Annotated in this window: 14 protein-coding genes; 4 read left to right on the top strand and 10 right to left on the bottom strand. The window is 44.3% G+C overall.

Annotated features, from left to right (window positions below; translation table 11 throughout):
• Positions 1–92 precede the first annotated feature (92 nt).
• From ACLL8Z_RS03455 to ACLL8Z_RS03470, 4 genes are all read right to left on the bottom strand, one after another.
• Positions 93–1142 carry a proline iminopeptidase-family hydrolase gene (locus ACLL8Z_RS03455; protein ID WP_411273361.1) on the bottom strand — a complete coding sequence of 350 codons (1050 nt, stop codon included), beginning with the start codon at positions 1140–1142 and terminating at the stop codon, positions 93–95.
• Positions 1143–1339: 197 nt separating this feature from the next.
• The gene (locus tag ACLL8Z_RS03460) at positions 1340–1519 is read right to left on the bottom strand and encodes an ATP-binding protein (RefSeq protein ID WP_411273362.1); all 180 of its coding nucleotides are present in this window, start codon (positions 1517–1519) and stop codon (positions 1340–1342) included.
• Between the two features lie 7 nt (positions 1520–1526).
• Positions 1527–1859: a hypothetical protein gene (locus ACLL8Z_RS03465; RefSeq protein WP_411273363.1), complete on the bottom strand. Its 333-nt coding sequence runs from the start codon at positions 1857–1859 to the stop codon at positions 1527–1529.
• Positions 1860–1995: 136 nt separating this feature from the next.
• Positions 1996–2610 (bottom strand): TlpA family protein disulfide reductase, encoded by a 615-nt coding sequence (locus tag ACLL8Z_RS03470; protein ID WP_411273364.1) that lies wholly within the window; start codon positions 2608–2610, stop codon positions 1996–1998.
• Positions 2611–2720: 110 nt separating this feature from the next.
• Between ACLL8Z_RS03470 and ACLL8Z_RS03475 the strand changes: the two genes are divergently transcribed.
• Positions 2721–3077, top strand: a complete 357-nt coding sequence (locus tag ACLL8Z_RS03475) for a hypothetical protein (protein WP_411273365.1) — start codon at positions 2721–2723, stop codon at positions 3075–3077.
• Between the two features lie 111 nt (positions 3078–3188).
• Here ACLL8Z_RS03475 and ACLL8Z_RS03480 read toward each other — a convergent pair whose 3' ends face one another.
• Entirely contained in the window at positions 3189–4823 is a 1635-nt protein-coding gene (locus ACLL8Z_RS03480; RefSeq protein WP_411273366.1) for a L,D-transpeptidase family protein, read from the bottom strand.
• An 85-nt stretch (positions 4824–4908) separates the two neighbouring features.
• Complete coding sequence (locus ACLL8Z_RS03485; RefSeq protein ID WP_411273367.1) at positions 4909–5481, bottom strand: YceI family protein; 573 nt, start codon at positions 5479–5481, stop codon at positions 4909–4911.
• A gap of 186 nt (positions 5482–5667) precedes the next feature.
• On the opposite strand from ACLL8Z_RS03485, the gene ACLL8Z_RS03490 reads away from it, so the two are divergent.
• Entirely contained in the window at positions 5668–5955 is a 288-nt protein-coding gene (locus ACLL8Z_RS03490) for a hypothetical protein (RefSeq protein WP_411273368.1), read from the top strand.
• A gap of 103 nt (positions 5956–6058) precedes the next feature.
• On the opposite strand, the gene ACLL8Z_RS03495 is transcribed toward ACLL8Z_RS03490, so the two are convergent.
• Both ACLL8Z_RS03495 and ACLL8Z_RS03500 read right to left on the bottom strand, forming a co-directional pair.
• Positions 6059–6532: an ankyrin repeat domain-containing protein gene (locus ACLL8Z_RS03495; RefSeq protein ID WP_411273369.1), complete on the bottom strand. Its 474-nt coding sequence runs from the start codon at positions 6530–6532 to the stop codon at positions 6059–6061.
• Positions 6533–6536: 4 nt separating this feature from the next.
• A complete protein-coding gene (locus tag ACLL8Z_RS03500) occupies positions 6537–8780 on the bottom strand; it encodes a catalase (RefSeq protein WP_411273370.1) in 2244 nt (747 codons plus the stop codon).
• A gap of 320 nt (positions 8781–9100) precedes the next feature.
• Here ACLL8Z_RS03500 and ACLL8Z_RS03505 point away from each other — a divergent pair, with 320 nt between their 5' ends.
• Positions 9101–9547 (top strand): S24 family peptidase, encoded by a 447-nt coding sequence (locus ACLL8Z_RS03505; RefSeq protein WP_411273371.1) that lies wholly within the window; start codon positions 9101–9103, stop codon positions 9545–9547.
• Positions 9525–10766, top strand: coding sequence for a Y-family DNA polymerase (locus tag ACLL8Z_RS03510; protein ID WP_411273372.1), 1242 nt, complete (start codon positions 9525–9527; stop codon positions 10764–10766). The genes ACLL8Z_RS03505 and ACLL8Z_RS03510 overlap by 23 nt, the downstream gene beginning before the upstream one ends.
• Before the next feature lie 34 nt (positions 10767–10800).
• On the opposite strand, the gene ACLL8Z_RS03515 is transcribed toward ACLL8Z_RS03510, so the two are convergent.
• Positions 10801–11601 carry a DUF1080 domain-containing protein gene (locus ACLL8Z_RS03515; protein ID WP_411273373.1) on the bottom strand — a complete coding sequence of 267 codons (801 nt, stop codon included), beginning with the start codon at positions 11599–11601 and terminating at the stop codon, positions 10801–10803.
• Positions 11602–11644: 43 nt separating this feature from the next.
• A complete protein-coding gene (locus tag ACLL8Z_RS03520) occupies positions 11645–14620 on the bottom strand; it encodes a PVC-type heme-binding CxxCH protein (RefSeq protein ID WP_411273374.1) in 2976 nt (991 codons plus the stop codon).
• Positions 14621–14665 lie beyond the last annotated feature (45 nt).

Genomic DNA, 14665 nt, shown 5'->3' on the forward strand with positions numbered 1-14665 from the left:
AACTTTTCATTATTCCTGGCTTTAGAACTGGCTGCCGAACTACGCCTCCCTAACTAGGATCAGCGTAGCAACTTCTGTTATGTTTAATCCTTTTATTTAAATTCTTCCGAATCTACATCCTTAATAAATTTTATCAATCCGTTGAAGTAAGTTTTTGGGTCGTCAAATTGGGAAAAATGACTGCCGTTGGTAGTAACAGATCTGCCCCTTTGTACCTCGCTTGACATCCATTCCATATATTTTGGATCCATCGTATCATATTTAGCACCAATCACTAAAGTTGGTACTTTGATTTCTTTCAGTCTGCCAGACACATCCCAGTCTTTCAGCGAGGCATTACCAGTCATGCCAAATTCACTGTGACCTTGCATGAAAATATAGATATTTGGATTCAGATGTTCAAAAAGTAAGTTTGCTGATTTTGGCCATTTTTCTAAAGGCATTCTCAAAATATGTTGGGTGTAATAATGATTCATCAAAAGTTCGTTATACCTGGGGTTTTTATAATCCTCTTTGGCTTCCATGTCTTTAATTTCCTTAAAAACTTTGGGATCCATTTGTGGGCCCAGAATTTCATTGGCATACCTGGCATAGGCCGGAGCACTGGCCATCATATTAGAGATAATAAGACCCTTCAGATTATCCTGATATTTTAAGGCGTATTCCATAGCCAATATTCCACCCCAGGATTGGCCGAGCAAGTAAAAATTGTCTTTGTTTAAGTTTAAGGCCTTGCGGACTTGCTCTACCTCTTCTACAAAATGCTCGGTAGTCCAGAGTGTAGAATCATTGGGTTTATCACTATAGTAAGAATCGAGCTGGTCATAATAAATGTATTCAATTTCCTCATTAGGGAGATAGCCATCAAAGTTCCCAAATTCTTCATGAGTTCCGCCTGGTCCGCCATGAAGCAGCAATACACGCATTTTAGGATTATTTCCCATACGTTTTGTATAAACATTAAAAGTTCCTTTGGGAGTTTGGATAGGGATCATTTTAATGCCGCCAGTATTCTGCACATCGCTCCTGGAATAATCAAAATAGCTGCTTTTCTCAGAATTTGCATGGGTGTTTTTTCGTTTTTCCGAACAACTCAATATGATTAGAGTAATTATCATCAAGGGTAATACTGAAAGTTTCATGAATTTTAATTTTAGTTAAAAAAGTATTTTATGTACCACCAACCATGGAACATTTATATTTTAAATCGTAGATAATTAACCTATCCAGTCATACGCCTGATTAAACTTGATTGTTTTAGAGGCTTAAGTTACGAAGGAAAACAGTATCTGGCAATCTTCCACGCTTAAAAGCTCGAACAGTTAATAACATATAGAGATTATTTCAACGGCCTAAGATCTTTGAGGTAAGCTTTAAACTCTGTGCCCTTTCCCACTTCAGAAAAGACCTCAAGATATCCATGATGATGTTCTATAATTCTCTTAACAATGCTTAAACCGAGCCCGGAACCCGTACTTTGCTCAGTTAATCTTTTAAACGGCTGGAACAGTAAATTCAAATTCTTCTCAAGGTCTATGCCTATTCCATTGTCTTTGATTGTTAGAACTGTTAATCCTTTTCCCTTCTACGTTTACAAATTCATCAAGCTCCCGATTTAGGAATTCAAGTTCCTCGATTTTGCTTTTAAGTTGGTTTTCGACGTCAACCATCCGTGTCACATCGTTGACCAGCAGCAAATATTGGGGCACATCGTTGTCGACCATTGAGGGCGAAATATTTATCTCCAGGAATTGGTTGTTGACTTTTATGATTTCATGAATCGGCTCTGACCCAGGGTTCATTCTAACAGCGTAATCTTCGTCGGGGAACAGGTCTGACCATGTAGCGTTGGTCCGCAAATCCAGCTTGTTTCCAAAATATTGTTTTGCCTTAGATATTTAAGAACAACAAACCCAATTTTATAGCGGTGCCTGCAGTTCAGGGAAATATCGTGGGCTTTGCGCTGATGACACCCTTATAAAATAGAAGCATCAGTTATATCATATTCTTTTTCAGAAACTCAACAAACTTTTTATTGGTGAAGTCCGCTCCCCCTTCGTGTTTGAAAAGCAGTCTTCCATATTTATCAAAAACCAGCGTCGTAGGTAGGGATCCGGTATAATATTCGCGGGGAAGCTGACTCACTGGAAGGTATATATCCAGATCATATTTTCGTTTCAGCATAAATCTACTCGATTTCGCCCTGTCAGAATCCATATCAACCATAAGGAATGCTACTTTACTATCATCGTTAAGACTTTTACGAAGTTTATTAATTGAAGGCATTTCAGCTATGCAGGGAGGGCACCAGGTGGCCCAGAAATTCACAAACACCACCTTGCCTTCAAAATCCTCGAGGCTTACAATTTTCCCGGTCTTATCCTGGAATTGAACCGATGGAACATTCGTACTGGCAATTAAGCTTTTCTGCTTGCTCTCATCCGGCAATTCGGGCTGGAAAAACCCTATTTTCATAAGGCCTTCAAGTACAATAGCTTTGGTATCGGGTATTAGCAACAGTACCAGAATGAAGCCTATCATTACAACGCTTGAAATGGTTGACCAGTTGATCCAGCTTTTATAATTTTTTAATGCGATATCTTTTACCATTTCCTAAGTTTCTATAATCAAAATTTCAAATTTACCAATATATATACGGCGGATTGGTGATAAATGTAACGTTAACTTAATATATCTATCTTACAAAAAACATTCATCAAATGAAAATCGCCGTATTTAGCACTTGCCAATATGATCAGGAGTTTCTGGAACGTTATAATACCGGGCATGAGCTGAATTTTTTTGATTCCTCGCTAAATTTTGAAAATGTTTCGCTCACAAAAGGCTTTGATGCATTATGCTTGTTTGTTAACGATAAAGCCGATTCCAATGTATTAGCAGCTTTAAAAGAGAATGGTGTCAAATTAATATTGCTTCGCTGCGCAGGATTTAATAATATTGATCTAAAAAAGGCGGCTGAAACTAACGTTAAGGTGCTTAGGGTTCCAGCTTATTCCCCTGAAGCGGTTGCAGAACATGCTATGTCCATGATCCTTACCTTATCGAAAAACTCATAAAGCGTACAACCGGATCAGAGAAGGTAATTTTTCGCTCGAAGGGCTAATGGGATTTAACCTTACTGGTAAACGAAGTGAAATTGTAGAATCCAAGGGGTAATACTTCATACTTCAGTACGCTCCTTCCCCGGATATGATCATCGATGCCAGCCGTTCGTCCAGATCGTAGATATCTTTTCTGAAGTTCATACGATTGTCACGGTCAATGAAGGCAGTGAAGTAGGAGATAAATACCGGAACCTTTTTGTTGAGAGTAACAAAACGCTCTTTACCCGCATGCATGGCTTGCGAGATCTTCTCTCCATCCCATCCTTCAGCATCTCTTAGAAGGAACCCGGCAAACTTGGCCGGTTCTGCTATGCGAATACAACCGTGGCTGAAAGCTCTTGAGGTTTGATTGAATAAGGATTTTGAAGGAGTATCATGAAGGTAAATGTTGTAGCTGTTTGGAAACACAAACTTGACTAAACCGAGCGAATTCGATGGGCCGGGCTTTTGTCTCACAATCGGAAGGCCGTCTTTATACCCGGTGATTTCCATATTGTGTTTCGCCAGGTAATTAGAATTTTTCTTCATACCCGGAATAATCTCATTACGAAGGATTCCCGGAGGTATATTCCAGTACGGACTAAATACTACATATTTAATCTCACCGTAAAACAGTGAGGTTGGATGCACAGTCTTACCTACCACCGCATTACAGCTCCATAAAAGATTTTCACCACTGTAGACATGCAGCTTAAACTCTGGGATATTAACGGCTACATAATCGCCTGCAAGCTGCACGGGAAGCCATCGGCTCCGCTCCATATTCACAATGATCTGCCTGATCCTGCTTTTTAAGGGAACATTGATTGCAGCCATTGTTTCTTTGCCAAGCGTCCCATCCTGAGTAAGTCCGTTCCTTTGCTGAAAAATGATTAATGCGTCGGCAAGCAGCTTATCGAATGTTTGATCTGAGGTATCACCGGCAAAATCGCCGAGAAGGAACAGGCGGGATTTTATCTGCCTGATAAAAGCAGAGCTGTCGCCCAAGGCAAACATCTTTCGGCTGACCAAAGGCTCCCAACTATTCCCGGAATCCAGTTTCCTGTATTTTACAAGATATCCGCGAAGTAACTCATACTGACGATAGACTGGCTCTTTAATCTGTTCCCCTTTGGCTGGTGAATTCAGTAGGCTGTCCAGATAGGTGTTATAGTTAATTGCTTTCCTCGGCAAAAACCATTTATTGGATTTACTCACCTCTTTGCTCATACCATCCCAGGCCAGCTTCGAGTAAACGAAATACTCTGCTGTCAGCAGGATTTCAAGCATTACATCCGGCTTGGCCGATTTGGATGCGGCACTTGTACCGTGCATCAATGAATCAAGTGCTTCCTTGTAAAAAAGTTTCCGATAAATGCCTTCATTTTCAAGGTTCAAAATCCTGTTGGAAAGATTGTGAGCTGGTTCAATGAGCAGGCCTTTTTCAAACCATGCATAAGCAAATTTTCTTTCCTGGTAAAAACTTCTCACATCCTTTTCATACTCTTTCAAATTCGGATGCCCAACAAAAAAGCGGCTTACTTCCAAGCTGTCGAAAACCTGGGTGGTTTGACTGCTGAAGTTACCGCTTACGGTCTGGTCCTTATTTCCATCATTAGCATCTGTTACAGCCTGCGTATCCACAGTTTGTCCACAGCCTGGCTGAACGAAAAGTGACAGTGCTATCCAAATTAAGATCTTGACATACAGGGTTTTCATTACACGTTATTTAAATGTCCGGCTTTCTGTTTTCCAAAACGTACCTTAGATAATTCTCATCACTAATATAAAGACGATCAGACCCTTAAGGATGAAGCTCTAAGGAAAAACTCATGATCACCTCATCCCCGACTTCCATTCTCCGATTTTCACTTGGAGGCAGCTGAACTTTAAAGTCGCTCATTTTGATTGCCGTTGAACCAGTACAAAGAATATTCCCCTGCTCGTCGACTATGGCTTTAACTAAAAGCGGAGTTATCCTGGTAATCCCAGCAATGGTTAGGTTGCCTTCTATTTTTATGATGAAGTTATTTTCGCTTTCCACAGTTGCGGTAAATAAGACTCCTCTGTAAATGATACTTTCAAATGGATAAGATTTTAACGCCTTATAAGCCCAGCGGTTCATCCAAACGTTATGGCCTTTCAGATCTTCTGCTTTAACCCTAAAAGTGAGGGAACTTATTTTCATTTTATCTGCTGAAACTGTAATAGCCGACTGGCAGTACAGATCTCGCGTTTGAAGCGACCAGCTGCGCGTATTAGCAGTTCCGAGGACGAGAATATCACCCTGCGTTGCCGTGTAATTTTGTGCCGAAGCCAAATTGGTTTCCAGCATACCTGCCATAACGACCAAAAAAGCAACAAAATGTCTGTTCATAATTTAACTCCTTTTTCTAAAAATTGATTTAAACTTTGGATAGTCCTTTCAGCAAAAAACTCCAGGTAATAATTTCATTTTCGCACGATTTAATATGGTAGGCAGTTACTTCAATGTTGTGTCTTTATAAAAATCAAACTTAATGTATTTAACGCCGTCGTGGGATGAGGTTCATCAGGGGAAAAGGTGACTGTTGTCACTATTGGGAAGTCTTCTGATTCTCTCAACCAACAATTGGGGCGGAATTATTCTAAACTTGTATACCAAACCCTAAAAGATGATAACCTCGGCGCCGGCCTGCAGCGAATGATGGGAAAGAAAAAAGTAAATATTCTCGCTCTGGCTCACAGAAAATACCACTTTATGGAAGGCGTTTTTCACGCCAGCCTGAGCAAGCTTATGCCGGGAAAAGAAATTCCATTGCTGATTTTGCCGAATTCATTTATTTCGGAGGAGAGACTTGTTAAGAGTTGACCATGGAAATTTGAAAATAAACGGTTGACAATGCGTAGACCTGCCGGATAACCTTTCCCATAGCCAATAAATTGAAAGAGAAGTTAAAAACGGGTTGAAAGTGTCACACTGCCAACATTCTCATCCCCTCTTCATTCCCCTGCTGTGCAGCAATATCATGGACAGTTAATCCCCGGGCATCGCGGATTTCCCGGTCGGCTCCATGTTTTATAAGTCGTGCCATCACATTGTTTCGTCCAAACATTGCCGCAAACATCAGTGCAGTGCCCCCATTACCGTGCTGCCGGTTCAGGTCGGCGCCTCGGGTGATCAGTAGTTCAGCAATATCTGAATAGCCTTTAAAAGCTACGCCCATGAGCGCGGTGTTTCCGCCGCTATCGCATTCATTGATGTCGGCGCCGCGGTCAAGGAGAAGTTTAGCAGCATCATACCGGTTATTATAGCAGGCGATGATGAGGGGAGTGTACCCCTTTTCATCGCGTACGTCCAGACTTGCGCCGGTATTTACTATTTCTTCCAAAACATCCGCCCGGCCCTGCCGGGCGGCGTGTATAATTATTTCTGGTGTGATCTCCATACTTCTACGCTGGTACCTTCATCGGTTTTTCGCGCTCCCAGAAGCGGTGCATCGCGATCATCTTTACAAATGTCGGGCCGGCCTCGTTACTGATCAGAACACCGTCTGCCAATGCAGTTTCCTTCGTCTGGTCTTTGGAGATCTTCTTACTGAAATAGGTAGCTCCAATCACCTGGCGCGCAGCGTCGTCGGCTGCGATAGCTTTACAATGCCTGAAGGCTTCGTTCAGAAAATGAATGGCATCAGCATCCGCTTCCAGCGTTGCGGAACTGTTTACCCCTCCCGGCACGAAGACGGCATCGTATAGTACGGATGCTGCTGTAAGGAATGATTCATCCACGGGGATTTCCTCACCGCTTTCCGCAGTAATTACCCCAAGCTTAGGGGCTATCACTGATACAACTGCACCTTCTCCCTCGAGCGTAGTTTTCATGGCATTGAGCGATTTCCCGTCCACACCATCTGCTGTAAGAAATGCGATCTTTCGCGTTTTGATCGTATCCTTGATTGTGCCAGCCATGCTTAACGCCGGAGATTCCTTTACTTGGCTTTCCACTCCTTTTTGAGATTCAAGGCTTGCGGGATCAACATCGGCAGGAATGCTGAAATTCAATTGTGCAGGGTCCTTTGGAACATGTAAACCAAGGTGCAGGGCTACCGGTACAGCAAGGTCCGGGTCAATCTGGTTCAGGATGCCGAGCATGCGCTCACGTATAGCAATCGCTTTCACCTTTCCAAGTTCAAATCTCAGCGCATCGATTATGTGCTCCTTCTCCGGGTCCGACTGACTTTGAAAGAACAACCTCGCCTGACTGAAATGGTCGAGAAAGCTTTTGCTGCGGGCACGTATCTTACGGGCATCGATCCGCTCATTGTAGGAAACAAATCCTCCATCAGCTGCCTTTACCTGCATGGGCGCATTGTCCGACAATGAGTTCGGCCCATAACTGGTTTTTCCTTTATTGATAGTTTGCCGCATAAAGCCGTCGCGCTGGTTATTATGTACAGGCACCACCGGCCGGTTGATCGGAATTTCGTGGAAATTCGGGCCTCCCAAACGGATCAATTGCGTGTCGGTATACGAAAATAACCTTCCCTGAAGCAGCGGGTCGTTCGTAAAGTCGATACCGGGTACCACGTGACCTACATGAAAGGCAACCTGTTCCGTTTCGGCAAAGAAGTTATCGGGGTTCCGGTTTAACGTCAGTTTGCCAATGCGCCGCACGGGAACAAGCTCTTCAGGAATAATCTTTGTCGGATCGAGCAGGTCAAAGCCGAACTTAAATTCATCCTCTTCCGGAACAATCTGCACGCCAAACTCGAACTCAGGAAATGCCCCTGTCTCAATTGCGTCCCAAAGGTCGCGACGATGAAAATCCGGGTCCTTACCAGATATTTTCTGTGCCTCGTCCCAGGCTACTGAGTGTACCCCAAGCAATGGTTTCCAATGAAATTTCACGAAGCTTGCCACTCCTTCTGCATTAACTAAACGGAAGGTATGCACGCCGAAACCTTCCATCATCCGGTAACTACGCGGGATGGCACGATCACTCATCGCCCACATGATCATGTGCGCCGATTCAGGCATCAGGGAAATAAAGTCCCAGAAGGTATCATGTGCCGAAGCTGCTTGCGGAATCTCGTTATCAGGTTCAGGTTTAACAGCATGCACCAGGTCCGGAAACTTCATCGCATCCTGGATAAAGAAGACTGGCATGTTATTGCCTACCAGATCAAAATTACCTTCCCCGGTGTAAAACTTAACGGCGAAACCTCTCACGTCCCGCGCCAGGTCGGAAGAGCCGCGGGAGCCTGCCACGGTTGAGAAGCGCACAAACACAGGCGTCTCGCGACCGGCTTCACTTAGAAAGTGCGCACGGGTAAGGTCAGTTAATGCTTCATAACAGGTGAATATGCCGTGTGCTCCCGAACCACGTGCATGAACAATTCTCTCCGGAATACGTTCATGATCAAAATGGGTAATTTTTTCCCGTAAAATGAAGTCTTCCAGCAGGGTCGCACCCCGTTCGCCCGCTTTCAGCGAATTCTGATCGTCATTGATACGTATACCATGATTTGTAGTCATCATTTCACCTGCTCCCGTTTCGGTATTGCCCGCAAGATCATCGATCTTATCGTTTCCCCGTTCTGGTGCAGAATGCTTTAAATCAGTTGATTTTTTTGGAGGAGCCGGCTTCCCGGATTTCGACTCCACGGCTTTCGCAGATTTGGTTGGTCCTTTTTTCATAAACATTGGTATTGTATGTTCCAAACAAGGAAAATGGAGATTAGTTTTGGAATATGTGAGATCAAGACAGGTGTTTTTCAGACTGCTCGCTTGGTTCATTGCGTGCGCAGCGAAGCAATCTGAGCAGGCTGGAAATCCGTCGCAGCATCCGTCACGGGGGAGATTGCTTCGCAGCGCACTGCCTGCGGCCGACAGGCTCGCACTGACAGGCAACAAATCTATTGTCCTAACCTTCAAGCCTTTTCAAAATTCCTGCCCCTCATTCGAAACGCATTACTAAAATTATTAGTAATATTGACCTATCCAATTCCCCCACTCTCATGCTTAGAACCATAGAAACTTTCAACCGCCCGGATCTGACCCCAATTGCAGATCCTTCGCGGGTTTCCGGCTTCCAGTCGCCGGCTGATGATTATAAAGAACAACGCCTCAATATTATGGAAAAGCTGGTGCGGGATCCCTTGAACACCTATTTTTTTGAAAGCGATTCGGATGCAATGGAGGCTTTCGATATACGTGAGGGAACTATTCTGGTTGTTGATCGCACCCTGGCGGCTAAGGGCGGAAATATTGTGATCGCATGGATCGACGGCACATGGCTGGTGAGACAGTTGAGGGATATCAATGGCAAACGCGATCTGATCACTGGTATGCGGGATGAAACGCCGATCGTGATTGCAGGTGACGAAGGTATAATGATCTGGGGAGTAGTAACATGGAGCTGTTCACCTCAAATCGAGAAAAATGTTTGCACTAGTAGATTGTAATAATTTCTATGCTTCCTGCGAACGCCTCTTTCAGCCTGAATTTCGCGGTAAGCCTGTGGTGGTGCTATCCAATAACGATGGCTGCGTAATTGCCCGGAGCCAGGAAGCTAAAGATCTGGGTGTTCACATGGGAACGCCGTGGCATTTGGTAGACGCTGCAATTCGGGACCAGGTAAAAGCTTTCAGCAGCAATTATACCCTGTATGCGGATATGAGCGCGCGGGTGATGAACAACCTCGCTCGTTTCACGCCTAACGTCGAAATCTATAGCATTGACGAGTGTTTTTTATCATTGACGGGTTTCAGTAATCTTGAATCGTACGGCAACCAAATGCGGCAGCAGATAATCCGGAATACTGGAATACCTGTGTCTGTGGGTGTCGCGCCTTCAAAAACTCTTGCTAAGCTTGCCAACCGCATGGCAAAGAATTTTAATGGACTCTGCGTGCTTGAAACCCCGGAAAAGATCGACTTAGCCGTTAAAGACTTTAAAGTAGAGGAAATTTGGGGTATCGGGCGACAGTACGCTAAAAAACTTCCAAGTTTCGGCATACTGACTGCTCATGATCTTCGCTCCCAGCCCCTGGAATGGGTGCAGGAAAAACTTACTATCCAGGGCGTACGTATGTGGTATGAACTCCACGGCAAAAGCTGCATACAGCTTGCCTCCATGACCGAACGCAAGCAAGGCATCCGTTCCAGCCGCTCGTTCGGCAAATTGACCGGCGACTACACCTTTCTTGAAGAAGCCACCGTAGCCTACTGTACCCGCGTATCCGAAAAGCTGCGCAAAGACAAAAGCTGCGCCACCCTCCTTTCAATTCGTCTCCTGACCAATATTCACAGGCCTGAAACAACGCAGTACACCAATAGCGTCGCCATCACCTTGCCTCACCCTACCAACAACATTCTTGAACTGGTCAAACATGCGGTCCGGGGACTAAAATCAATTTTTAAACCCAGCTACCTATACTTGAAAGTGGAAGTCTATGCAACCGGGCTAATCCCCGAAAGGGAAGTTCAGTTGAATCTGTTCTCCAATTATGATGGAAAGCGTAAAAACGAAGTAAGTGAGTTGATGGATCGGTTAAATAATTATTATGGGAAAGGAACACTCATTCTGGCAGCGGAGGGGTTTGAAAAGAAATGGTCTATGCGAAGGAATTTTTTAAGTCCCCCTTACACTACAGAGTGGGATGCCATTTTGCGGGTGAGGTAAATTTGAGACCTGATAGCTAGCTGTTCCCGCTCTATTAAAGAGGAGTAATTTCCACCTTCCTAAGGTACATCTCTGCACTTTCCGACTGAATCTGAATCCTGCCTTTTGATGGTTTCACATTGTACGCCTGATTAACTAAAACTCCGTTCAGGTAATAATCCAGTTTATCCCCAGCAGCAATGATTTCAAATTTGTTCCATTGCCCTACCGGCTTTTCCACATCTTTAGCACCACGGAAATCTTTCACATCTTTCCAGGCGGGATCACGTCCCCACCAATTAATCCGTCCGCCATTGATGGTGATTGGCTCACCACCAGACATGAAGAAATTGCCCGGTACACCTGGTTTTTTAGGTTGTATTGGGCTGGTAGCAGAAAAAGTAAGGCTACCATCTCCCACAACAAGAATATCGCCTGTGCCGCCCTCGATAATTTGTGCTTCAATGGAATGCATCCAAATTCCGTCTTTGGCTCCGTCTTCTCCGATTGAATGTACGAGAATCCCATTATCTCTGGCTTTGTCTAGTCTTGGTGCGTAAGTAGCGTCGCCCCATTTAAATTCTACCAACAGCTTGTAATTGCTATATTCCTCATTTGTAGTAATACAACCCCACTCCTCTCCGCTAATGCGAATTAAACCCTTCTCAACGGTAAAGACATTTTTTGGATCAATATTCTTTCCTCTTTTTTCAACCCATTTATACCATCCTTCAAAGTTTTTTCCATTGAACAATTGAGTGGTCTTACCTGCAGTTTGCGCTAATTTTGTTGAACTACAACCTCCATATATAAATATGACCAGTAAGGCCAAGATGCAAAGATTTAATTTTTTCATTTTTTAAGTATTATTTAGGTTCGAATAATATAGATAATCATGACTATTTTCCAGCTTTGAGATAGGCAACTAAATTGGCCATGTCCTGTTTGGACATACTTTGTTCAAGCCCATCGGGCATGAGTGAAAAGCCGGAATTAGTAAGAGTAGCAATATCCCTGCGAAGTATGGACTCATCGGTGCCAAAGGCAGTACGTATGGTCATACTATTTTCAGTTTCAGACATTATTCTTCCAGAGAAAGACCGCCCATCTTTAGTCCCTATCATAACGGTTTGATAAGCCGGAAGAACTTCGTAGTTTGGAACGACAATATGAAGAAGCAAAGCTTCAGCTGGCTGGTTTTTAACACCGCTTAAATCAGGTCCAACCTTGCCGCCCTGACCAAGATATGTATGACAAGCGGAACAGTACCGTTGATAAGCCGCCTTTCCTGCTATCGCATTGGGATTTACACCTATTATTTTCCTGTATTCCTGGTAAACATTCATTCGGTCTCCTCCCTCTAATTCTTTGAATAAGATTGTTGCACGTTCGCTAATCTTTGGATCCTTATCTTTCATCAGGCGAACCCGGTCACCTGACGAGATTTCAGCTCCTTGTATCGTGCCCTTTTCAATTGCTGCAAATAACTCATTGGCAAATGCAGGTTTTGACACTAAAGAACCAATTACCGCAGCTTTCAGAGACGGAGTATAACTTGACCAAGCCTGCTTTTCGGTAAGTAGCAGGGCACCTCGGGCATCATTTAACCGTGTTAAAGAAGCGACAACAACCTTTAACAATTCAGGGGGACTACTAGGAGCAAGCAATTTTTGCAATGCCGCCTGTGCCTGATCATAGTTTGTAAATCCCAGCAAGGAAGTTGCCAGAACTCTTAGCCGTGTGCTTTCCGCCGGATTGCCAGCAATACTGGATAATCTGTCAACAAAATTATCTAATGAGGTCCGAACGCTATTGGATGCGTTTTCCCCCTGTATAGCAAATACGAGGCCTTTAGGAGATGTTCCAAACTCATTAACTCTACGGGAAACACCATCTGCCAATCCAAGAATTGTTGCGATTCTCCATTCAGGATTTCCGGGTGAAGAAAGGACTTCCTGGAAAAGATTACGGCTGTCTGCAACCGATCCCCCTGTTCCGTAAAGACGGCCTAAATCCTGCATTACCGATGCAAACGCCGCTGGATTCGGATTTGCTTGCTCGCGTAGGGCAGTTAGAAATGCGGGCATACGTTTTTCGATGCCACTAAGAACGGCTGCCCGCACCCATTGGTCAGCGCCATCCTTTGCGGCAACCTTTGCCAGTGCCTGCACAACGCTAGCGCCATCCAATGATCCTAACACCAGTGCACTGGTAAAACGTATACGGATGGCTTCGTCGCCGGCTGCTAAAACTAATGCCTGAACCAATTCAGGGTGTTGCCTGCTAAGTCTTTCAGCTAATAACACAGCCTGCTCGCGTACTCCTAAGACTTTATCAATCAGGGCCTTCTTTTCAGTAGTAATGTCCAGCGCCCCCAGGGAGTGTAGCAGCCATAAGGCACGGGTCCGGCTTTCGGGGCGAGAAGATTCAGTTGCCGTTTTTCTCAATAAGGGTGCGGATGCCATTTCTCTTCGTTCTAGTAATAATCGGTGAGCAGTGGAACGATCCCATTCTTCGGCAGAAGACAGCGCCGTAACCAATTGTGTAACGCTTGATCGCGAACTAAATTTGGGACGATTATTTGCATATCTATCCTTAAAACCTTCGCGTACAACACGATATATGCGTCCATCTGTTTTTCCACTTTCCCAATCCAATCCACCCCGCGCCTCTTCGGGTACATAAGCAGGATGATCTATAACCTTCCGATGCATATCCACTATATAAAGACCACCTTCGGGGCCATTTTGGAGCGACACCGGACGGAACCACTCGTCTGTTGAGGAAACGAATTCACGTTCTGTATACGGCAATTCCGTTCGGAAAGACACTCCCTCAGGTTTAACTATCTGACGTTGAACTAAATTCTGGGCGGACTCACAAATAAAAATATTGCCCAGGTGGGCTGGACTGAGTGCGGTGCCGTTATATACCAATAGACCGCTAGCCGCTGTAAAAGTTCCTGCGTGCGAACGACCAATCAATTTCGGAATAAAGTCGGCGCTAGTTACTGAACGGCTTATGGGGTAAACAACGGCTTCGGCTTCGACTTTCGATACATTCTGAACAGACTCATTGAAAAGAAGGTTGGAATTTCGCTTAAGATGCCATGGCTCTATTACCATATTCATAACAGGATGGCGGTTAGACGAACCAAAGCGGCGACCATAGGAATCAAAGGTCAAACCAAACTGGCTTTTACCTCCTGTAATTTGAAATTCAAGTGTTTCGGGATTAAAACGTCCGTCAGCTTGTGTATATGAAACGGCTGGGCGTTCGGGATGTTCAGGAGAAGTAATATTTCCGCCATTCAAACCAGCAGTAACATAAATCCAGCCATCCAGTCCAAGGGTTGGGTAAGCCATGCGAATTTGTGCAGTTTGTGTTGCAAAAAAACCGGTCAAAGCTACTTTTTTAACATCTGCTATCCCGTCCCCATCGGTGTCTTTGAAATAAAAAATATCTGGCGAACAGGTAATGAATACTCCTCCCTTCCAGGGTAAAACACCGTTAGGATACGTTAGACCCGTTGCAAATTCAGTCCGCTTATCGTACTTTCCATCCCCGTTCATATCTTTCAGCAATGCAATCCGTCCAAGTTTAGTGGGTAAGCCTCCTTCAGCTGGATCAGGATATCCGCGATCTTCCACGACATACATCTGACGGTTTTCATCAAAGGCAATAGCTACCGGGTCAATTACCAATGGTTCAGAGACCATAAGTTCGATACGCATTCCCGGCTCCACCTTAAAGCTGTCAAGAGCTTTCTTTAAGCGTGGAGAGCGAGGTTCATTCTGCCATGCCAAAATAGTAATTGTACATAAGATTAATAGCAATCCGGAAATTCGTAATACCTTATTTGGATATTTATTCATAAAAAACGCTTTAGGTTTGTCTAAAATTTCCATTCTCTCGCGTAG

The sequence above is a fragment of the Daejeonella sp. genome, assembly GCF_046590655.1.
Classification (GTDB): Bacteria; Bacteroidota; Bacteroidia; order Sphingobacteriales; family Sphingobacteriaceae; genus Daejeonella.